The organism is Chelatococcus sp. YT9, assembly GCF_018398315.1.
Lineage (GTDB): Bacteria > Pseudomonadota > Alphaproteobacteria > Rhizobiales > Beijerinckiaceae > Chelatococcus.
Window position 1 is genome coordinate 239,354 of record NZ_JAHBRW010000003.1, and the last position, 20,649, is coordinate 260,002.

The 20,649-nt window shown below is 63.9% G+C and carries 18 protein-coding genes and 2 pseudogenes; 6 read left to right on the plus strand and 14 right to left on the minus strand.

What is annotated here, in order from left to right; genetic code table 11:
• Positions 1 to 38: 38 nt before the first annotated feature.
• Positions 39 to 3,013 (plus strand): annotated as a pseudogene (locus KIO76_RS30180) (Tn3 family transposase).
• A 20-nt stretch (positions 3,014 to 3,033) separates the two neighbouring features.
• On the opposite strand, the gene KIO76_RS30185 reads toward KIO76_RS30180, so the two are convergent.
• Together KIO76_RS30185 and KIO76_RS30190 are read right to left on the minus strand one after the other, a co-directional pair.
• Positions 3,034 to 3,267, minus strand: coding sequence for a hypothetical protein (locus tag KIO76_RS30185; protein ID WP_213327370.1), 234 nt, complete (start codon positions 3,265 to 3,267; stop codon positions 3,034 to 3,036).
• Positions 3,268 to 3,326: 59 nt separating this feature from the next.
• Positions 3,327 to 3,992, minus strand: a complete 666-nt coding sequence (locus KIO76_RS30190) for a GntR family transcriptional regulator (RefSeq protein WP_213327371.1) — start codon at positions 3,990 to 3,992, stop codon at positions 3,327 to 3,329.
• 153 nt (positions 3,993 to 4,145) lie between these two features.
• Between KIO76_RS30190 and KIO76_RS30195 the strand changes: the two genes are divergently transcribed.
• On the plus strand, positions 4,146 to 5,615 hold the full coding sequence (locus tag KIO76_RS30195) for a short-chain fatty acid transporter (RefSeq protein ID WP_213327372.1): 1,470 nt from the start codon (positions 4,146 to 4,148) through the stop codon (positions 5,613 to 5,615).
• 48 nt (positions 5,616 to 5,663) lie between these two features.
• On the opposite strand, the gene KIO76_RS30200 is transcribed toward KIO76_RS30195, so the two are convergent.
• The 8 genes from KIO76_RS30200 to KIO76_RS30235 form a co-directional block, all read right to left on the minus strand.
• Positions 5,664 to 6,128, minus strand: a complete 465-nt coding sequence (locus KIO76_RS30200) for a VOC family protein (protein WP_213327373.1) — start codon at positions 6,126 to 6,128, stop codon at positions 5,664 to 5,666.
• A gap of 131 nt (positions 6,129 to 6,259) precedes the next feature.
• Positions 6,260 to 6,601 (minus strand): GCG_CRPN prefix-to-repeats domain-containing protein, encoded by a 342-nt coding sequence (locus KIO76_RS30205; protein WP_213327374.1) that lies wholly within the window; start codon positions 6,599 to 6,601, stop codon positions 6,260 to 6,262.
• Positions 6,602 to 6,645: 44 nt separating this feature from the next.
• Positions 6,646 to 7,146, minus strand: coding sequence for a Spy/CpxP family protein refolding chaperone (locus tag KIO76_RS30210; protein WP_213327375.1), 501 nt, complete (start codon positions 7,144 to 7,146; stop codon positions 6,646 to 6,648).
• A gap of 104 nt (positions 7,147 to 7,250) precedes the next feature.
• On the minus strand, positions 7,251 to 7,802 hold the full coding sequence (locus tag KIO76_RS30215; protein WP_213327376.1) for a tautomerase family protein: 552 nt from the start codon (positions 7,800 to 7,802) through the stop codon (positions 7,251 to 7,253).
• A 1-nt stretch (position 7,803) separates the two neighbouring features.
• Positions 7,804 to 7,995, minus strand: a complete 192-nt coding sequence (locus tag KIO76_RS30220) for a hypothetical protein (protein WP_213327377.1) — start codon at positions 7,993 to 7,995, stop codon at positions 7,804 to 7,806.
• Positions 7,973 to 8,782 carry a pirin family protein gene (locus KIO76_RS30225; protein ID WP_213327378.1) on the minus strand — a complete coding sequence of 270 codons (810 nt, stop codon included), beginning with the start codon at positions 8,780 to 8,782 and terminating at the stop codon, positions 7,973 to 7,975. The genes KIO76_RS30220 and KIO76_RS30225 overlap by 23 nt, the downstream gene beginning before the upstream one ends.
• Before the next feature lie 68 nt (positions 8,783 to 8,850).
• Positions 8,851 to 9,066, minus strand: a complete 216-nt coding sequence (locus tag KIO76_RS30230; protein ID WP_249730245.1) for a rubredoxin — start codon at positions 9,064 to 9,066, stop codon at positions 8,851 to 8,853.
• A gap of 781 nt (positions 9,067 to 9,847) precedes the next feature.
• Positions 9,848 to 11,077 carry an alpha/beta hydrolase family protein gene (locus KIO76_RS30235; protein ID WP_213327379.1) on the minus strand — a complete coding sequence of 410 codons (1,230 nt, stop codon included), beginning with the start codon at positions 11,075 to 11,077 and terminating at the stop codon, positions 9,848 to 9,850.
• 1,119 nt (positions 11,078 to 12,196) lie between these two features.
• Here KIO76_RS30235 and KIO76_RS30240 point away from each other — a divergent pair.
• Positions 12,197 to 12,511: pseudogene (locus KIO76_RS30240) on the plus strand (DUF736 domain-containing protein).
• Between the two features lie 18 nt (positions 12,512 to 12,529).
• On the opposite strand, the gene KIO76_RS30245 reads toward KIO76_RS30240, so the two are convergent.
• From KIO76_RS30245 to traC, 4 genes are read right to left on the minus strand one after another with little or no spacing between them, the layout of a single operon-like run.
• Entirely contained in the window at positions 12,530 to 12,832 is a 303-nt protein-coding gene (locus KIO76_RS30245; RefSeq protein WP_213327380.1) for a WGR domain-containing protein, read from the minus strand.
• A 60-nt stretch (positions 12,833 to 12,892) separates the two neighbouring features.
• Positions 12,893 to 14,836, minus strand: a complete 1,944-nt coding sequence (gene traG / locus KIO76_RS30250) for a Ti-type conjugative transfer system protein TraG (protein WP_213327381.1) — start codon at positions 14,834 to 14,836, stop codon at positions 12,893 to 12,895.
• Positions 14,823 to 15,038, minus strand: a complete 216-nt coding sequence (gene traD, locus KIO76_RS30255) for a type IV conjugative transfer system coupling protein TraD (protein WP_213327382.1) — start codon at positions 15,036 to 15,038, stop codon at positions 14,823 to 14,825. Before traD ends, traG begins: the two co-directional genes overlap by 14 nt.
• 4 nt (positions 15,039 to 15,042) lie before the next feature.
• On the minus strand, positions 15,043 to 15,339 hold the full coding sequence (traC, locus tag KIO76_RS30260) for a conjugal transfer protein TraC (protein WP_213327383.1): 297 nt from the start codon (positions 15,337 to 15,339) through the stop codon (positions 15,043 to 15,045).
• Between the two features lie 252 nt (positions 15,340 to 15,591).
• Between traC and traA the strand changes: the two genes are divergently transcribed.
• From traA to KIO76_RS30275, 3 genes are read left to right on the plus strand one after another with little or no spacing between them, the layout of a single operon-like run.
• Positions 15,592 to 18,900, plus strand: coding sequence for a Ti-type conjugative transfer relaxase TraA (gene traA / locus KIO76_RS30265; RefSeq protein WP_213327384.1), 3,309 nt, complete (start codon positions 15,592 to 15,594; stop codon positions 18,898 to 18,900).
• Positions 18,901 to 18,926: 26 nt separating this feature from the next.
• On the plus strand, positions 18,927 to 19,481 hold the full coding sequence (gene traF, locus KIO76_RS30270; RefSeq protein ID WP_213327385.1) for a conjugative transfer signal peptidase TraF: 555 nt from the start codon (positions 18,927 to 18,929) through the stop codon (positions 19,479 to 19,481).
• The gene (locus KIO76_RS30275; RefSeq protein ID WP_213327386.1) at positions 19,402 to 20,637 is read left to right on the plus strand and encodes a conjugal transfer protein TraB; all 1,236 of its coding nucleotides are present in this window, start codon (positions 19,402 to 19,404) and stop codon (positions 20,635 to 20,637) included. The genes traF and KIO76_RS30275 overlap by 80 nt, the downstream gene beginning before the upstream one ends.
• The last annotated feature ends 12 nt before the right edge of the window (positions 20,638 to 20,649 follow it).

Genomic DNA, 20,649 nt, shown 5'->3' on the forward strand with positions numbered 1-20,649 from the left:
AACGCTCCCGGCAGATTGGTCGGAGATGGAGTCGGGCAATGGGTAAACGGAGGCTTCTCAAGGTCCAAGATCGACAGAGACTTTTCGATATACCAACCGATGAGGACGGCCTCATCCGGCACTATTCGTTGTCGTCGGCTGACAGGCTTGAGATTGGACTTCGCAGACGAGAACACAATCGGCTCGGATTTGCCGTTCAGCTCTGCCTGATGCGATATCCAGGCAGGGTGTTGGCGACCGATGAAACTCCGCCTCGCGCAATGCTAGAGTACGTTGCTGAGCAGATTGGCGCCGACGCTGGAAAGTTTGCGCTCTATGCACGCCGTGAAGAAACGCGGCGCGATCACATTGCTCGCTTGATGGTTTATCTGGCCGCGCGGAGCGCGACGGCGCAAGACCGTAGGGCTGCGCTGTTGGCTGCAATTCAGGCGGCCGCGATGTCCGACGACGGTGGCGCGATAGCGAGTGCTACTGTCGCCATGTTTCGTGAACGCGGATCTCTTCTGCCAGCAATCGACACGATCGAACGGATCGGTCTTGCTGCCCGCGCCATTGCCCGTCGGCGGGCAGAGAGAGCGCTGATCGAAGAAATTTCGGTCGATACGCTTCATCGTTGGATAAGCTGTTGGAGGTTGACCCGGCTATCGGCCAGACGCGATTTCATTGGCTACGATCAGCGCCGGATGCGCCAGGTACGTCAAACCTGGTCGGGCTGACCGAACGGATTGCCTTCCTGCGCGAGCTAGAAATCGATCCGAGATTGCAGATACGCATATCGTCTGGACGGTGGGATCAGATGATCCGTGAAGGCAACGCCACACCGGCATGGCTGGCCAACGACTTCAATGCCAGCCGTCGACACGCGCTAATCGTGGCGCAGATTATCAAGCTCGGCCAGAAGCTCACGGACGATGCAGGGTCGATGTTCATCAAGCTGATAGGTCGGCTGTTCTCGCAAGCCAATAACCGCAAGAAGCAGCGGCACATGGACTGCAGGCCGGATACCGCCAAAGCGCTACGCATGTTCCTGGACACGATCACAGCCCTGCAGTCCGCGAACGATTATGGCCGGAACGCATTGGAGGTTCTCGATCAGGAAGTTGGATGGCACCGGTTGCTTCGGATGAAGCCTGAGCTTGAGTCGATGGTCGGCGACAACGAGGCATCGCCCTTGACCTTAGCGGTCGAGCAATATGCCACCGTCAATAAGTATGCCGGTGCGTTCCTGCAGACGTTCACGTTCCGCTCAGCGCGCCGCCACGATCCCCTTCTTGCGGCGATTTTGCTGCTGAAGCGGCTCTATGCCGAGAAGCGGCGGACCCTTCCGGATCGCGTCCCGGTCACCCACCTCAGCCAAGCCGATCGACGGCTGATCCTCGGGCAGGAGAAGCCCGATCGCCGTCTCTATGAGATTGCAACCCTCGCGGCTTTGCGAGACCGGCTTAGATCTGCGGACATTTGGGTCGATGGCAGCCGATCCTTCCGACCGATCGACGAGCACCTGATGCCGCGATCAACGTTCACCATCCTGAAAGATGAAGATCGCCTCGGACTTGGTGTCCAAGAAGACGGCGCGGCGTGGCTTACCGAAGCGCGGCAGATGCTCGACTTCAACCTGAAGCGCCTGGCGCACAGGGCACGATCCGGAAAGCTTGAAGGTGTTCGCCTTGAAGCTGGTACCTTGATCGTCACGCCGGCCGCCGGCGAGGTTCCCGCTGCAGCGGAGGAACTGAACGCCGAGATCAGCGAGCTTTATCCGTTGGTCGAGGTGCCGGACCTCCTGCGGGAAGTGCACGAATGGACCGGCTTTGCGGATTGCTTCACGCATGTTCGAACGGGTGACACTCCGAGGAATGTCTCGGCCATGCTGGCTGGCGTACTGGCCGATGCGACCAATCTCGGTCCAAAGCGAATGGCCAGCGCGTCCAAAGGCATCAGCGCTCACCAGATCAGTTGGATGCGCGCCTTCCATGCCCGGTCAGAGACCTACCGCGCGGCCCAGGCCTGCGTGACTGACGCACACACCCGCCATCCGCATTCTTGCCTTTGGGGCAATGGCACGACGTCATCATCCGATGGCCAATTCTTCCGAGCAAGCGACCGAGCCGCAAAGCGCGGAGACATCAATCTACATTACGGCAGTGAGCCCGGATCGAAGTTCTACAGCCATCTGTCAGATCAGTACGGCTACTTCAGCATCTTGCCCATCAGCCCGACCGAAAGCGAGGCTGCCTATGTGCTCGACGGACTATTCGATCAGGACACAATCCTCGAAATACAGGAGCACTTCACCGACACCGGCGGCGCGAGCGATCACGTCTTTGGGCTATTCGCTCTGATCGGCAAGCGGTTCGCACCACGACTGCGCAATCTCAAAGATCGGAAGTTCCACACGTTCGAGAAAGGCGACGCATACCCGGCGCTGTCGAACCACATCGGGGCGCCGATCAACACCACCCTGATCCTCGATCACTGGGATGATCTGCTTCATCTAGCGGCATCGATCACCACCCGCGCCGTTGTGCCCTCTACGATTTTGAAGAAGCTCTCGGCATCACCGAAGGAAAGCCAGCTGGCCAAGGCTCTTCGGGAACTCGGCCGCATCGAGCGGTCGCTCTTCATGACCGAATGGTACTCGAACTCGACATTGCGCCGGCGCTGCCAAGCCGGCCTCAACAAGGGCGAGGCAGCGCACAAACTCAAACGCGCAGTCTTCTTCCATGAGCGTGGCGAACTCCGCGACCGGTCGTTCGAAAGTCAGGCATTCCGCGCATCAGGCCTCAATCTTGTCGTCAGCGCGATCGTCCACTGGAACACGGTCTATCTCGACCGCGCGGTCAAAGAGCTCAAACGAGCGGGAAGGAACATTCCAGAGTCCCTATTGAGGCATATCTCGCCGCTGAGTTGGGAGCATATCAACCTGACAGGCATCTACACCTGGGACAGCGAGCAAAATCTCCCGGAAGGCTTCAGATTGCTTCGCCTCCCGGCTGGGCTACGGCGTGCCGCATAACGTTCCTGCTCCGTTCGACCTTAGCGTACGATTTCGAACTGCTCTTGTCCCGCCCCCTTCAAGGCAGCGTGGGGAACGGTGCGGATCAACAGATGCAGGGGCGATGAGTGCAGGAAGCCGTGCCATTGTACGCGGAAGCTACCAGGATTGTCGGAAGTATACATCCCTGCCGCCGAGCTAAAAATCTCACCGGCGCGAATCTCGTCGGTGGGAATACCCATGTGATGAAACTCATAGCGGATATGAGGCTTCACGCGTGTACATCCGAGAGGTCCAGCTATCTTTGAGGGGAACTAAACGTCCCGGCACCGGCTCAGCTGCGCTTGCCCAAGCTGTCACGGGACCCTTTGAGCAGCGCATCCACGAAAATCGGCTCCCAGGTACGGATGTGCTGCTTCAGCAATTCCGTGAGGGACGGCACATTACCGGCCTCGGCGAGTTCGATGAGGCGATAATGCTCGCTTACCGAGGCGGCCTGACGCTCGATCCCTGCCCGCGAGCCGATCCCATAGAGTCGCATCTTGTCGCGCAGCGCCATCGCCATCTCGGTCAGCAGCGGATTGCCGGCGGCGGCTATGAAGGCATTGTGAAAGCGCCGGTCCGCGGCGAGATAGCTGGGCACGTCGTCGGCATCGACTGCCGACTTGACCTCGTCAGCGAGCACCACCAGCTCTTCGAGCTTCGTGGACGGCTTGCCGGCGAGCATCGCTGCGGCGTGGATTTCCAGCAGTTCGCGCATGTCGAACAGATTGCGCAACTCCTCGACGGTCGGCTCCACGACCCTGAAGCCGCGGTTCCGCATCGGCTCTATGAGACCGTTGCGCGCCAGTTCCAGAAGCGCCTCGCGAACCGGCGTCGTAGACACGCCGAGGTCGCTGGCAAGCGTCGGAACCGAATACATCTTGCCGGGACCGGCTTCCCCGGAGATGATTTCGGATCGTACCGTCTCCAGCACTTGTTCGCGTAGATTCTGTTCCATGTCCGTCCGCCAAAGTCCCTTTCGCCAGAGTTGGCTGTCGGCCTCGGATGGCGGAGTAACCATCGCAGAGGCCCCGATAGTGCATTACTATAATGTGTCACGTTGTCCGTTTCAAGGCGATGACTCCGCCACGATGACGATCGGGGTCCGCCAGTGAGGCGGCCGCATCCCGACGCCGCAGACGACACGGCGGCCACAGAAACGGGTGCTCCGCCATGCCGCCCGCTCTCCACGATCGCCGGACGCCTGGTGGAGTTCGCCGAGCGCTGGTTTCCCGATGCCTATGTCTTCGTGCTCGTCTCGGCTCTGGTCGTTGCGGGCGCCACCATGCTCCATGGCGGCTCTCCGCTCGCCACCAGCCAGGCGTTCGGCGACGGCTTCTGGAACCTTATGCCCTTCACGATGCAGATGGCGATGGTCGCGATCGGCGGCTTCATCGTCGCGACGGCACCGCAGGCGCGCCGAGCCTTGAAATCGCTGGCCGCGATTCCCCGCTCCGGCCGCGGCGCCATCGTCATGGTGGGACTGCTCAGCATCGGGCTGTCGCTGGCCAACTGGGGGCTCAGCCTCATCTTCTGCGGCCTCCTGGTCCGTGAGATCGCCCGGCGGGAGGATCTGCGTCTCGACTATCGCGCTGCCGGCGCCGCCGGCTATCTGGGCCTCGGCTGCAGCTTCACTCTGGGCATCACCTCGTCGGCGGCCCAACTCCAGGCGAATGCCGCCAGCATTCCGCCGGACCTGCTGCCGATCACCGGCGTCATCGACTTCTCGCAGACGATCCTGACCTGGCAGAACGGCGTGGTCATCCTGCTCGTTACCGCCCTGTCGGCCGCCATCTGCTATGCGACTGCGCCGGGCGAAAGGGCGATCCGTACCGCCCGGGATCTCGGTATTTCGCTCGACGACGAGCCGAAAGCCAGCGACGGGCCGGGGCGGCCGGGCGATAGGCTCGAACACAGCCCGGTGCTGTCGATCCTCGTCGTGCTGCTCGCACTTGGCTGGCTCTGGAATACGTTCGGCTCGGGCAATCCGCTGATGCATCTGTCCGGCCTCAACACCTATAATTTTGCCTTTCTGATGTTGGGTATCCTGCTGCACTGGCGCCCCCGCAACCTTGTCGACGCATTCAGCGCGGCGGTGCCGGGTGTGTCGGGCGTGCTGCTGCAATTCCCTTTCTACGCCGGCATCGCTCACATGCTCACGCGCGTTCCTAACGCAAATGGCATGACCTTGTCCGACACCATTGCCCACTGGTTCGTGGACGCCTCGGTGAACACCACGGTCTTCTCGCTCCTGGTGGGGGCGTATTCAGCCGTGCTCGGCTTCTTCATCCCCTCGGCCGGCGGCAAATGGATTGTCGAGGCGCCCTATGTCATGACCGCGGCCAACCAGATCAGCGCCCATCTCGGCTGGACGGTGATGGTCTACAACATAGCCGAGACGTTGCCGAACCTCATCAATCCGTTCTGGATGCTGCCCCTGTTGGGGATTTTGCGCCTCAAGCCCAAGGATATCATCGGTTATACGTCGATCCAGTTCTTCGTCCACCTCCCGGTGGTGTTACTGGTGGCGGCGCTATTGATGAGTACCTTCGCCTATCACCCTCCCGTTCACCCGGGATGACGGCCTGCACGGCGCAAGAAACGGCAATGGCGCTTCTCTTAAGACAGGTCAGGACAGAATATGCCCGTCCTTCCCCGGATCAATCCGCTGCGCAAGATCCCAGACATAGCCGAACGGATCGGTCAGCCGTGCCCGCACATCGCCCCAAAACTCGGTTCTTGGCGCAATGACAACCCTGGCACTGCGCTCCGCCATCCGCGCCACGGTCAGATTCACATCATCGACATAGATGTAAAACAGAAAGCTGCCCGGCTCTCCAAGCCTGGGTGCCCTGAGGCCCGTCTCGAAGTCTGTTGAGTTCATCGTAAAGTTGGCGCCACGATAGCGCATGCGGGCGAATGCCAGGCTGCCCTCATCGGCAGGAAGCTCGAAGATCGTCACAAAGCCCATCGTTTCGGTATAGAAATCGATGGCGGCGCGGACATCTTCGAAGAGCAGCGAAGCCGTCAGCCAGTTCAGTCCCGGCCACGGATGTCGCCGCCATTCGACATTGTCGAACCAATTGGGTGTCATGATCGATTGCCATATCTGGGGAAACAGCAGGGGTCGGTGAATGCGCGCACGAGTTTGGTCTGCAAGCGCCGATCTTCCAAGGTCTCGCCGCTTGCTCACAAAACATACATTGCGTATCGGAAGCTGCAGGGCTACTTCCAGCCGCCGCCCGGCAGCCGGCCGTGATAGGGCGTGTCGCGGCAATGGCCCCAAGGACCGCGCCAGAAGCCCGGAGGACAGCCGTTCCAGCCCCAATTGTTACGGAACGGCCCGTAATACCCGCCCGGATAGGGGCCGGTTCCATAGGAATGGCAGGCGCCATAAGGCCCCCGATAACCGCCGGGCCCGCAGCCATTCGCGACCTGAATGACGAAGGCGGAGGTGTTCGGCGCCGCGATCCCGCTCGGGGCGGGTAGGGCCGGCAAGGCGAAGGCCGCGGAGGAGCTTCCAGCGAGCACTGCGGCTGCGAGAAGCGATGCCAGTCTGTTATGCATAATCGTGATCTCAATCCGTGAATTTGGGGCAGGTTCAGGCGCGCTCAGCGTTCCTCTTCCTCGAACAGCCAGAACGACTCCGAGGACAGGGGGGCGGTCGCGGTGCCGACCATGCCGAGGAAGCCCGGCATGCGGTTCTTCTGGGCATCGCTCAGCGAGGCGACGAGGGGGCGTGCGGCCGCGACGAAGGACTTCAGGTCGGCGGCCCGCGTCGCCTCCGCATCGCCGATTCGTTCGATGACCTCGAGGAAATCGGTCGGTGCCGCGGCTTCCGAGCGCTGCTTGCCGCGCGCCATCGCGGCGGAGGCGATGCTGCGGATTGCGCCTTCGACCGGCGGCCAGAGCTTCTGCTGCTCGGATGTGAGATCCAGTACCGTCTTGAGTGCGGCGATCCGGGCATTCAGCACGGCGCTCGCATCGGCATCTGTGTAGATCTCGATGGTGGTGCCGGCGGCGGGTTGCATGTCTTCCGCGTGAGCCGCGGGGTTCGTGACGAGCAGCCAGCCGGCAGCAGCGGCGAGCGCCGCCGATTTGAGCTTCTTCATGGTCGATCCTCGTGTCTAGTGTTGGTGTTCGATGGGGCGCGCCGCCCGCTTCCTCGTCGCCGAATCTCCGTGCCTTGTTCGGCGCAGCGGCGTCGACGCCGAACTCAGTCGGCGGCCGCCTTCCAGAGGCCCCCCACATCGGCTGGGTATCCGGCCTCTGCCATGGCGCGCGCTTTGGCCTCGAAATAACTCTTCGACCAGGCGAAACGGTCGCTCGTCTTCGACAGGCCGACGCTGTCGGCGATGCTGGCGAGGCTGATCGGATGGCCCGCATTGCCCCAGTTGCCCTCCATCACCTCGTTGATGACGGTGAGGATGCCTTTGCCGGGCTCGCCAGAGCCCATGGCCTCGGTGATCGCCGCTGCCGCCCAGGTATGAACCTCGTTCTTGTGCGCGACGTTCATGTAGCCTTCGGGGATCCAGATGTTCACGATGAACTTCCCCGGAGCCGCGACATAAGTATCGTCGGTCGTCCCGCCGACCCACCAGTCATCCGTGGCAGTGGGGGTGAAAAGCACCGTCGCGAAGGCGCGGCCGCCGGGCGTATTGGCGCCGCCTTCCATCCGGATCATCACGTCGGTGAGCTTGCCGGCGATCGCAGCCTTCCGGCCCGCATCGAGATTCCCGGCCGCATAGCGTACTTCCATGATCGGCATGTCAGCCTCCCTTGCGCTCGCGGGCGCATGTGACGGTGATCCAGTCGCCGCGGCAGGTCTTGGCCTTGCAGGTCGCCTTGTACGGGCACGCCGCCGAGGCCGCCTTTGGCGCCGGGTTCAGGACGATGGGGACGGGCATCGGCTTTGCGATTTGGCCGATGGCAGGAAAGTCAGTGGTTGACGTCGTCGCCATGGTCCTTCTCCCATTGCTTGATCCGCGCGTCGTCGATCATCACCGTCTCGACGAGGATGACGTCCGAATTGTCGGCGACATTCATCTGGATCTCGTCGATGCCGGTCACGCCGAAGCTGTCGCGGCGTGCGAGGTTGGCGACATTGCTTTCGAGCGAGCCATCGACCACGAACACATAGACGCCGTGTCCGCTGGTGCGGGGCGCATAGCTGTAGGCGCCGGCCTTGTCGGTCACGAGACGCGAGACGCGCAGATCCTGCATCACCGGCAGGGCGCCGTCGGCGTCGCCGACCAGTTGCACGATGCGGTTGCGGCGGGTGCGCAGGTCGAAATGCGCGCGATGATAGGTCGGCGCCTGATAGAGCTGGCCCGGCATCAGCCAGAGATAGATGGCGTTCATCTCCTCGGGGCTGATCGACAATTCGCAATGCTTGCCGCCCGCTCCGGCCGAGAAGACATAGTAGTCGCCCTGGCGCAGCTGGTCGACCATGCCGCGGCCGGCGGTGTTGATGTGGGTGAGTTCACCCTCCAGTACGAAGGCGCAGATGATGAAATTGTGATGCGGGTGCATGTTGTAGCCGCACCCGGCGCCGTGAAAGACCTCGTCGCCGAACACGCGCACCGTGCCGAAGCCCGGACGCCCCGACTGATACTGGTTGAAGTTGAGGCTGGAGTCGCGCGTGATGAAGCTGCCCGGATGTCCCGCAACATAGGACGAGGCGGCGCCATCGGAATGAATCACATTGTGGCCGCGCTCCCCGGCGCGGAGAACGAACGACTTTGTCATGGTCTTTGCTCCGTGAGATGGCGTGGGATCTGCCTCTGTTCTTCAGGCAGACAGGCTTCCTAGGCTTCCTAGGCCGACTGGGCGAGGCTGGAGCCATCGGCCGAATAGCCGATGACGACCATCTCGAAACGGCTCTTCGGGGTTCCGCAGTCCGGGCAGACCCAATCCTCGGGAATGTCCTGCCAACGGGTTCCGGGGGCGATGCCGTGCTCCGGTAGGCCGAGGGCTTCGTCATAGGAGAAGCCGCAACCGAGGCACATCCAGCGCTTCAATGAGGTATCCATGAACGTCTCCTGCGTTACAGTAATGCGTGACACGTGCTGTATTACACTGGCGCATTAACGCTCGCAAGCGGAAAAAATGCGCATGGTTCTCCACCGGCAGAGGCGTGCCTCTGATCCTTTGAGATCCCGGAATGGAATGAGGACGCCGCCGTCAGGCCGGCAGCCACAACCTGCGCAATCTCACGCGACACGTCATGGCAGTTCGCTGCGCACGGACACGCTGAAGCGAAAGGACATCCTCGTCATGGATAGCAGGCGCACATGCGGAAGCCTGATCGAGGGATGGCGGGCGCGGGCGGCTGGATCCGACCGCATCTCGGCGGAGTATCACATCGCCTCCCCGCAGTTGAACCATCTCGGGGTGGCCGGATGAATGGCCCGTGGTTCAGCGCGGCTGCTGCCATCTTGCCGGCGGTCAAGCCGCAACTCATGAGGCAGGTTCTGCCGGGCTACGCGACGAGGGACCGGAGGCACTGGTGATCTCGATCACCGGGGTCCTTCGTTTGCCGATAGCAAAGCCGCACCGGGCGCAAGGCGATCCTTCTCGCCATCCGGGGCATGACGGCGCTGGTCGCCGACGCCTATGTGCGACTGGCCCCTGTCACATTGGCGCAGGCACCGTTCCGGACGATCGGCGAGACCGCGATGCTCGATCGGGAGGAGGACATGGGGGCGTTCACCGCCGAATTGGGCTCCCGCTCATCTCGGCGTGGACAAGAGGGCCTTTGGTTCCGCCGGCAGCGACGCCCCGTATGCGGGGCCGCTCGATGAAAGCGCGCGCTCAACGCCCGAGAACGTCATCCATCCAGTCGAAAATGCGTTGCTCCGTGAGCCTGCGCGCCAGCGGCTGGCAGTGCCCATTGGCGCCTTCGCCTGCGGTAAAGGGTGAGAGTACCTTCTCCCCGGGGAGCATTTTGGCCAGCTGCTTCGCCTGACCCGGCCAGAACTGCTCATCCTCCGGATCCGTGATGAACAACGGTGTCCGGATCTGATCAGCGACATCTGTCAGGTTATATTTCAGAACCTCCTGCATCGTCCGGAAATAACTGTCCTGCCGATAGGGCTTGGCGCGGAAATTCCACAACCGGGATGTGGCGCTCGACATCTTCATGCCGAGGGACATTTCGAGATTGAACAGCTTCTCGTTTCCGTCGGTGAGTAGCTTCCGCATGACCGACGGGAGATGCTCCATCCACGATGTTGAAACGTCGACGACACCCGGATCGACAACGGCCGCGGCGATCCGATGTTCGAAGGCCAGGGCGCGCGGCACCCAATAGCCGGCCTGACTGATGCCGTAGATCGCCAGACGATGAGAGCCGACATCTTCTCGCGCGAGCAGGAAGTCGACCACGGGAGTAATGACGGCTTCCCAGTCGAAACGGAAAGCAATGTTTTTTTCGAACAGCATCGATTGCTGGCCAGGCCCGTCGAACATAAGGACCACATAGCCTCGCGCCAGAGCCGCCTCCGCGCAGCCCCACAGGCCGCTCAGCGTACCGTCACTGCCGTTTGCGAGGATCAGGCAGGCCCGGATATCCTGTCCGGCAGGCTTGAAGAGATATCCCGGCATGGTCATTCCCTCATAGGGGATGGCCACCTGTTCCGCAGGGATCTGTGTCGTGTCGATGAAATCGTCCCAGGCCCTGCGATGCAGGCGGAAGGTCGGCAGCAGCGGCTCGTCATTTTCCAGTTGGTCTATGCCGCCAAGAGCAACGCCATAATAGGTCGAAGCGCGCAGATAGGTGTCGGAAGCACTGACCAGATGCCCGCTGGCGCGACATTCGTCCGCGACCTTTTGCAGACGCGCGCCAAGTGCCATCCACCGTTCGAACCAGGCCTGATGATCGCTCTCGTCGATCTCCGCTATGGTGGCCAGAACCTCGCCGACATCCACGGCGCCCGATGCAGCTTTTCCGAGCGTCGTGCGCGTTTCGAAGTCGAGGTCGGCCGCATGGTAGAAACCTGAGCGGAAGACGCGATTGGGATGAGAGAAAGGATTGCTGATCATATTCCTGGTCCGGCGCGATCTGGTCGATTATATCGTTGGATCTGGAAAGTAACGCCAAATGTCCCGTGGAGCGTGGCTGATTGCGGCTAAGGGAGGACGCAAGGGTGTTGATCTTATAGCCTGTTTGGAAAAGTCGGACGGGTCGGTCCGTCTGGTCTTTTCGGCGCCCGGTTCGTCGAAAGCTTGGCCCGATGCGCGGCATCGCGCCGGCGCTTCCTCCTGCCGGAGCGCCAAAAATCCCTCGACGGCCCTCATCCGCCGATTTCCCAAACAGGCTCTTAGAGATTAAGGGCGTTTCGGTCTTCCGGAGCGGATCTGTCTTTCCTGACGGGAGGCACCGGGTGATTGTCATCCCGGACCGTGGTCTGCGGGAGCCGCCGGCGTCCGAGGATCGGAAGGTGGCATGATATCGTACACTCTGCATATAGCGGGAGGGCGGCACGCTTAGCGCGCTACAGCGTGTTCTTGTGGATGCGACCACCCTTCATGACGATGACAAGGTTCCTGCCGGGATTTTCGAGCGGGCGGATGTCCTCGACGGGATTGCCATCCGCCCACCAGAAGATCCGCGCGAGTGTCCTTCTCGATCACGCCCAGCTTGCCGCCTCATGATCGGCGCGGCGGCGTTCTGCGGACGACACTGGCCCGCCTGCCCGGACCAGGCAATAGGCCGGGCCGTCGCCCGCCGATTGACCGCTGGGCCTCCTCAGCTGAACATGAACGGTTGTGCTGACGCGTCCGACGTCGACTGTTGTCGTGGATAGCGGGCGGTCTCGAGTGGCGCCTTTGCGCGCGCTCCTTTCTCTCTTGTACCGGCCGACCCTCCTGCGGGCTCGATGGGGCATGTCTGACCGTAGACCGGCTTCGCCTCGATCGTCTTCCCGCAAAGGCATCAAGCGATTTTCTGACCCCTGGCGGACCCTGCGGGCGCTGCCATTCCTCACCCGCTAACAAAACCGCCTGATGTCGCCCTCCACTTCGTTCCAGCCCCTAAGGACCACCCCATCGCGCAGGCGCGCCGGGGACCCCGGTGGGTGCGGTCCGATCGTCACCGGTCTTGTCGACAGCCATCGAGGCCGCGGAGGGCGCGGCCCGAAAATCTGGAAAAGGATCAGCACCATGGCGACCATCGGCACCTTCACCTCCACCTCGAACGGCTTCACTGGCTCGATCAAGACTCTCACCCTCAACGTCAAGGCCCGCTTCTAGCGGATCGAGAACCCCTCCGACAAGGGTCCGCACTTCCGCATCTTCGCCAGCGGCTCGGTTGAGATGGGCGCGGCGTGGCAGAAGCACTCCGAGCAGAGCGGCCGTGACTACCTCTCGGTCAAGCTGGACGATCCGAGCTTCCCGGCGCCAATCTACGCCACCCTGGTCGAGGTCGAAGGCGAGGATGGCCTCTCGCTGATCTGGTCCCGGCCCAACCGGGACTGACCACCAAGGCGGCCCCGCCTACGCGGCGGGGCCAGCCTCTTGCCCCTCAGGAGTTGAGCTGCCGGACGAGATCGGTTTTCCCTTCGGTCGATAACCGCGATCGCGCTTCTGTCGCAGCAGGTCGAGGAAGAGCTGTACGGCTTCGTCCTCCCGGTCGAAGGAGTGCTGTATGGTCTGCCCATATGCGCCGATGCGTCCCCAGCGCCGGATGAGGCAGGTCTCTCCGAACAGGGTCTGCTCGATCGACATGGCGTAGAACCGGGCCATGTTCCTGGAGGCATCCCGGCGTTCGACATAGAGCTGATAGGGCTGGGCGAGCATGGGACGAGAATCGCGCTCCGACGAATCCGCGTCCAACGACACTTATGAATCGGTCCGGCGTCATTGATTCATTTCCGTGAAGGTTTGTGTGGTCCGGTCAGCATTGAGCCCATGCCGCTCAGCCTCTCTCCGGCTGGAACCTGTCACTCTCACGCAGGCCGTCATGTCGTCGCGCCGGAACCAGATGGCGCGGCCGCATCGCAGCGGCGCATTGCCGGCGGTGAACACGATCTGCTCGTCGGCCCGCATGCGCAGCACCTCGTGCGGCTGGATGAGCGGGCGGGAGGCGAGCTGCTTCGATCGCGTCCGTGAGGATCCGGAGGATTGCGAGGAGCGGCTGACCTGGTCGATCTCGACCGTGGTCATGCCGCAGCGCTTGGAGATGTAGTCGGCGGTCTCGGGATCGTTGACGGCGGCAAAGCTGATCCATGACGCCGACTCGAACCATTTGCTCGCGGCGTCGCGGCCGCCCCAGGTTTCGCGCATCTGGCCGATGGACTGGAAGAGCAGAAGCAGCGTGATGCCGTATTTGCGGCCGGCGTCGCGCGCGGTCTCGAGGATCCGCATGAAGCCGAGCCGCGCCACCTCGTCGAGAAGGAAGAGCGCCCGGCCCTGCACATCGCCATTGCGGTTATAGATCGCGTTCATGAACGCGCCGATGATGACGCGGGCGAGGCCCGCATGGGTCTCCAGCGTCTTCAGGTCGAGATTGATGAAGACGTCCGTCTCGCCCCCGGCGAGATCGTCGGTGACGAAGGAGTGACCCGACACGAGCGCGGCATAGTTCGGGTAGCTCAGCCAGTGGGTTTCCTTGACGGCGTTGGCATAGACGCCCGAGAAGGTCTCCGGCGTCATGTTGACGAAGACGGCGACGTTCTCCCTCACGAATTGCGATTGCGAGCCGTCATAGATCTCCTGCAAACGCGACCGCAGCTTCGGCTCGGGCTCGGACAGATTGGCGCGTACCTGCCGCAGCGTCTGGTCCTTCGCCTCCGTATGCCCTGACAGGCAGACATCGGCGATGAGCGCGGTCAGGAGCTGCAAGGCCGAGGCGCGGAAGAAGTCGTCGCGCACGCCGCGCGCCCCGCCGCTGTCGCTCATGATCCAGGAGGCGACGGCCGCGATATCCTCCTCCTTGGTGCCGCCGAAGCGCCCGATCCAGTCGAGGGCGTTGAAGCCGGTTCCCGGCTGCTTCGGGTCAAGCACATGGACGGTGCGCCCGGCCGCGCGGCGATGGTCGATCACCATGGGCGCGACCTCGTTCGAGGGATCGAGCACGACGAGCGTGCCGCCCCATTTGAGCGCGGTTGGGATCGTCACCGAGGTCGTCTTGTAGCCGCCAGAACCGGCGAAGACGATGCCATGCGATGAGCCGAAGGAGGCGTCGAAGCAGAGCAGGGGCGAGCGTCCGCCCGCTCCCCAACTCTGCCGATCCATCGCACGAAACGCCGCCGCCGCCGTGCTGTCTTTGTCGACACGGTAGCGCTCGCCGATGACGATGCCACCGGTATCGGGAAAGAGCTTGCCGGCTTCGGCCATCGTCATCCAGTCGGCATCGCCATGCAGGGCACGTCTGCCATGCACGCGCTTCGGCACCGGCGCGGCGAAGGCGGCGTTGCCCTTCACCGCTACGCGCAGGGCGAAGCATCCGACGATTAGAGCGGTGCTTCCGCCGATCAGGTAGGCCGGATCGATCTGGGCGAATGCTGGAGACTGCGATGTCGCACGCAGCACGGCGATGAAGATCGTCATCGCGCATCCCGCGATGACGCCCCATCCGACCGTGCGGATGTTGGCGGCGCCAGCGGCGGCGAACAGGAAGATCACGCCGATCGCAGCGGCGGCGAGGAAGGGCAGCGCGATCCCAGCGCGGCCGAACATGACCTGCTGCGGCTCGGTCTTGCCAAAGGCAGCAAGGTTTTGCTCATAGCCGGATACGCCGAACAGCACGCCGATCATCAACGTGATCGGCGCGAGGGCGAGCAGAAGCCTATTCGCCGTCATTGCCGAAGGCCTTCGCGCCGATCACCGCGAGGCGCGTACGCTCGGCATCGTCGGCTTTTAGCCTCTGGCCGAGTTCGATCAGCGCACCGAGCAGGATGGCGCGCTTCTCGTAGCGCAGTCCGGCTTTCGCGATCAGGCCGCCGAGCTCGATCTTCTCGCGCGTATCTTGTCTGCGGGCTTCGGATGATGAGGCCTGACGCATGCGCTCACACCTCGCCAGCGCCATCCGCAGCCGGGCCAGCCGCGACCTTCGCGGCCGAAGTGCCGGCTTCGCTTCCTGCCCCTGCACCCTTCCTCCCGGTCGCCTTCTCTCCCGCACCGCGAAACCGTCCTGCGAGTTCTTCGAAAGCGGATTGTAAGTCGCTCTCCTCAATTTCGATTTCACCCAGGCCCGCCTTGAGCGCGATGCGCCCGATCCGCTCGGCCTCGCGTGTTTCGGCGAGCTTGAGCTGGGCCTGGAGCTGGACGATTTCCTCGCGGATCTTCGATGATGGCTTCTTCATTCCGGTGAGACCTCCGTGCTGGCCTGCTGTGCTGGATGGCACGGAGAATCGAGAAGAACGCCGCATGCGGCGACTATTAAAAAAGCTAGTCGGCAGGGCCGACCCTGCCTGAGATCATCCCGGCCGTTCCGAAGGAATGGTCCAAGGGCGCAGTAATACGTCGCTATCGCGACGCCCTGCTTCACCCCCGGCAGCGGCCGCCGTTCCCGATGAACACGCCTGTCTTGTCGTCGTTCGGGAGCCCGCGTCGCCTTGGCCATCACGCATTTCACGCCCCAGCTCATCTCGCGCGGCTCCGGCCGCAGCGCCGTGCTGTCGGCGGCGTACCGTCACTGTGCGCGGATGGAGCACGAGGCGGAGGGTCGTACCGTCGACTATTCCGCCAAGCGCGGGCTGCGGCATGAGGAGTTTTTGCTGCCGGCCGGCGCGCCGGAATGGACACGGGCGCTGATCGCCGATCGCCCGGTCGCGGGGGCGGCGGAAGCGTTCTGGAATGCGGTCGAAGCCTTCGAGAAGCGCTCCGATGCGCAGCTCGCCAGGGAGTTGATCATCGCGCTGCCGGTCGAGCTGTCCGTGGACCAGAACATCGCTCTGGTGCGGGAGTTCGTCGAGACGCAGCTGCTCGCCCGCGGGCAGGTCGCGGACTGGGTGTTTCATGATGAACCCGGCAATCCGCATATCCACCTGATGACCACCTTGCGGCCGCTGACGCCGGACGGGTTCGGGTCGAAGAAGGTCGCGGTGATCGGCGCGGATGGGCAGCCACTCCGCAATGACGCCGGCAAGATCGTCTATCGGCTCTGGTCCGGCGAGAAGACCGAGTTCCTCGAGCAACGCGAGGGTTGGCTCGATCTCCAGAACAAGCATCTGGCGCTTGCCGGCCTCGACATCCGCGTCGACGGCCGCTCCTACGCCGAGCGCGGTATCGATCTCGTGCCGACCACCCATGTCGGGGTGGCGGCGAAGGCGATCGACCGGAAGGAAGCGGCGACAGGGTGGTCGCCCCGGCTGGAGCGTGTCGCGGTCCATGAGGAGAGACGGGCGGAGAACCGCGAGCGCATCCTGCGCCGGCCGGAGATCGTGCTCGATCTCGTCACGCGCGAGATGAGCGTCTTCACCGAGCGCGACATCGCCAAGGTGTTGCATCGCTATGTCGATGATGCCGGCACGTTCCAGCAGCTCCTTGCGCGCATCCTCCAGAGCCCGGACGTGCTGCGGGTCGAAGGCGAGCGCATCGGTTTCGCGAGCGGCATCCGTGAGCCCGCCAAGTACACGACGCGTGAGCTGATCACGCTCGAAGCCGAGATGGCCCATCGCGCGATCTGGCTTGCCGCGCGGTCCTCGCATGGTGTTCGCGAAACCGTGCTCGAGGCGGTGTTCCAGCGTCATGCCCGGCTCTCGGAAGAGCAGCGCGTGGCGATCACCCATGTCGCGGGTGACGGCCGGCTGGCCGCTGTCGTCGGGCGCGCCGGCGCCGGCAAGACCACGATGATGAAGGCCGCGCGGGAAGTCTGGGAAGCGGCCGGCTATCGCGTCGTCGGTGCTGCACTTGCCGGCAAGGCCGCGGAGGGCCTTTCGAGCGAGGCGGGCATCGCCTCGCGCACGCTCGCCTCCTGGGAGCTCGCCTGGTCGACGGGCCGCGATCAGATCGACGACAGGACAGTGTTTGTGCTCGACGAGGCCGGCATGGTGTCATCCCGGCAGATGGCGCTCTTCGTCGAGACGGTGGTGAAGGCCGGCGCGAAACTCGTCCTCGTCGGCGATCCCGATCAGATTCAGCCGATCGAAGCGGGTGCTGCGTTCCGCGCCATCGTCGAGCGCACCGGTTATGCCGAGCTGGAGACCATCTACCGCCAGCGCGAACAATGGATGCGCGACGCCTCGCTCGATCTCGCGCGTGGCAATGTCGTCGCGGCGCTGAAGAGCTATGAGGCGAACGGCAAGCTCCAGCCGCGAAAGCTCAAGTCCGACGCCGTCGCGGCGCTGATCGACGACTGGAACCGCGACTACGATCCGGCGAAGTCGACGCTGATCCTCGCCCATCTCCGGCGGGACGTGCGCGCGCTCAACGACATGGCGCGGGGCAAGCTGATCGAGCGCGGCCTCATCGAGGAAGGTCATGCCTTCCGCACCGAGGATGGGGTGCGCAACTTCGCTGCTGGCGACCAGATCGTCTTCCTGAAGAACGACGCGGTGCTCGGCGTGAAGAACGGCATGATCGCCCATGTCGTCGAGGCGCGGCCGGGCGGGTTCAAGGCCATGGTCGGTGAGGGCGAACACCGTCGCCATGTCGACGTCGACCAGCGCTTCTACGCCAATCTCGACCATGGCTATGCGACCACCATCCACAAGTCGCAAGGTGCGACGGTCGACCGTGTGAAGGTGCTCGCTACGCTCTCGCTCGACCGTCACCTGTCCTATGTGGCGCTGACCCGCCATCGTGAGGATGTCGGCCTCTATTATGGAGCGCTGTCCTTCCGGAAGGCCGGCGGCCTGGCGAAGATCCTGTCGCAGCATCGGGGCAAGGAAACCACGCTCGACTATGAGCGCGCAGGCTCCTATCGCGCCGCCCTGCGCTTCACTGAGGCGCGCGGCCTGCATCTCGTCCGCGTCGCCCGCACGCTCGTTACTGACCGGCTGCGCTGGACCATCCGGCAGAAGGACAAGCTCGCCGATCTCGGCGGCCGCCTCGCCGCCGTCGCGGCCCGGTTCGGCCTCGGCGCGTCCGCAAGACGAGCTGCAACCAACATCGCAACGGAGGCGAAGCCGATGGCGTCAGGCATCACCGCATTCCCCAAATCCGTCGACCAGGCGGTCGAGGACAGGCTCGCCGCCGATCCCGGGCTATCGAGGCAATGGGAGGAGGTGTCGACCCGCTTCCGCTTCGTCTTCGCCGAGCCGGAGGCCGCGTTCCGCAAGGTCGACGTCGACGGCATGATCAGGAACGCCGACACGACCAGATCCACCCTGTCGACGATTGCTGAGAGGCCCGAGAGCTTTGGGGCGCTGAAGGGCAAGATCGGCCTTCTCGCCGGCCGCACCGACAGGGAGGATCGAGAACGCGCGAACCTGAACGTGCCGGCCCTTGCCCGTGACCTGGAGCGTTATCTACGGCTGCGCGCTGAGGCCGAGCATAAGCACGAGACGGAAGAACGCGCGGCGCGCGTCAAGGTCGCGGTCGACATTCCGGCGCTGTCATCGATGGCCAGGCAGACTCTCGAAAAGGTCCGCGACGCGCTCGACCGAAACGATCTTCCGGCGGCACTCGCCTTTTCCCTCGAGGACAAGATGGTGAAGGCAGAGCTCGAAGGGTTCGCCCGGGCCGTCAATGAGCGGTTCGGCGAGCGGTCCATGCTTGCCAACAGCGCGAAGACACCGGACGGACCCACCTTCGAGAAACTCGCCGCCGGGATGAATGCCGGCCAACGCGATGAGCTGAAATCGGCCTGGCCGACGATGCGCACGGCGCAGCAGCTCGCCGCCCAGCAGCGCACCGCTGAGGGGCTGAAGCAGGCCGAGGCGATGCGCCAGAGGCAGCGGCAGGGATTGTCGCTCAAATGACGGCGGGCACGGCAGCCGGAGCCAAAATGGCGACCGGAAGGAAAGTAGGTGCAGCGCGTCGGCGGGCGCTCGGGATCCTGGTCGGCGGCGGGGTTGTGATGGCGGCGATCGCCGTTCTGGGCGGGCTCGGAGGATGGCGCATCAACCTCACGCCGAGCGAGCCGATCGGACTATGGCGGATCATGCCGCTGGAGCGTCCTGTCGCCATCGGAGATCTCGTCTTCGTCTGCCCACCGCCGGGGGCGGTCTCGGCCTTCGGCCTTGAGCGCGGGTACTTCCGGCAGGGCCTATGCCCGAGCTGCGCAGCGCCCCTCATCAAGACCGTCACGGCGCTTGCCGGCAGCCGCATCGAGGTTGGCGCGGGCGTCATGATCGATGGCGATGCCCTGCCCCGCTCCGAACTGATCGCTCGCGACGGCGCCGGACGTCCGCTCATCCCCTGGACCGGCGGCATCGTTCCCACCAGCCAGATCTTCGTTCACTCTCCCTTCGCAGGTTCCTATGACTCCCGCTACTTCGGGCCGATCCCCGACGCCGGCCTTCTCGGTCTGGCGCGGCCGATCTTCACCCTCCATCCCTGATCGCTGGCGCCCTGCCCTGCTCGTCGCTGCGGCCATCGCCATCGGCTGGGCGGGCTGGAGTGGGCATGCGCTCACCCTTCCGCTCGCCATGCTGTTCCCGGCGCTCTGGGCGTGGGCGCCGAACCGGATCACGGCGGCTGCCGTGTCTATGGGGTATTTCCTCGCAGCCTCGCGGGGCCTGCCGCAGGGCGTCGCCGCCTACTTCGGCGCTTCGGTCTGGGCCGGAATCCTGCTCTGGCTGCTGGCTTCGCTCTCCTTCGTCACCGTGCATGCCGGACTTTGGACCGGGCGGCCGGGATGGAGGCGGATGCTCCGCTACCTAGTAGCGGCCGTGCTGATGGCGGTCCCGCCCTTCGGCATCGTCGGCTGGGCGCATCCGATCACCGCTGCCGGCATCCTTTTCCCCGAATGGGGATGGTGGGGACTTCTCGCGACGCTGGCTGTCCTGCTCGCCATGACGATGAGGGCCTGGCCGGCCGCTGCCATCGCCCTGGGCGGGTTCTGGATCTGGTCCGCCGTGAGCTGGGCCCCGGTCGCCACACCCGTAGGCTGGGAGGGTGTCGACACGCAACTGGGCGGGGCGCTTGGGCGTGATGGCACGCTCGAGCGGCATCGACAGCTCGCGGCGATGGTCCGGACCCGTGTGCTGGAAGGTGCATCAGTCGTGGTGCTGCCGGAGAGCACGCTCGGCCCGCTGACCCCGACCATGGAACGGTTCTGGCTCGACGCGCTAACCGGTCTCGATGTGACCGTTATCGCCGGCGCGGCGGTGATAGATCCCGAAGGCTACGACAATGTCATGGCCGAGCTCGGCCCGCGTGGCGCGACGGTCCGCTATCGCGCGCGCATGCCGGTGCTGGTTGCCATGTGGCAGCCGTGGCGGTCCTGGTTTGAGGGAAGTGGCGGCGCCCGGGCGAGCTTCTTCGACGACGCGATCGTGGAGATCGCAGGGAGCCGTGTCGCACCGCTGATCTGCTACGAGCAACTCCTTGTCTGGCCCGTCCTGCAGTCGGCGCTGCACCAGCCCAATGCGATCGTGGCCGTCGCCAACGCCTGGTGGGCGGCCGGCACATCCGTGCCTGCGATCCAGATGGCCGGTCTCACGGCTTGGGCCCGGCTGTTCGGGCTTCCCCTCGTCACATCCTTCAATCGTTGAACGGGATCTCGC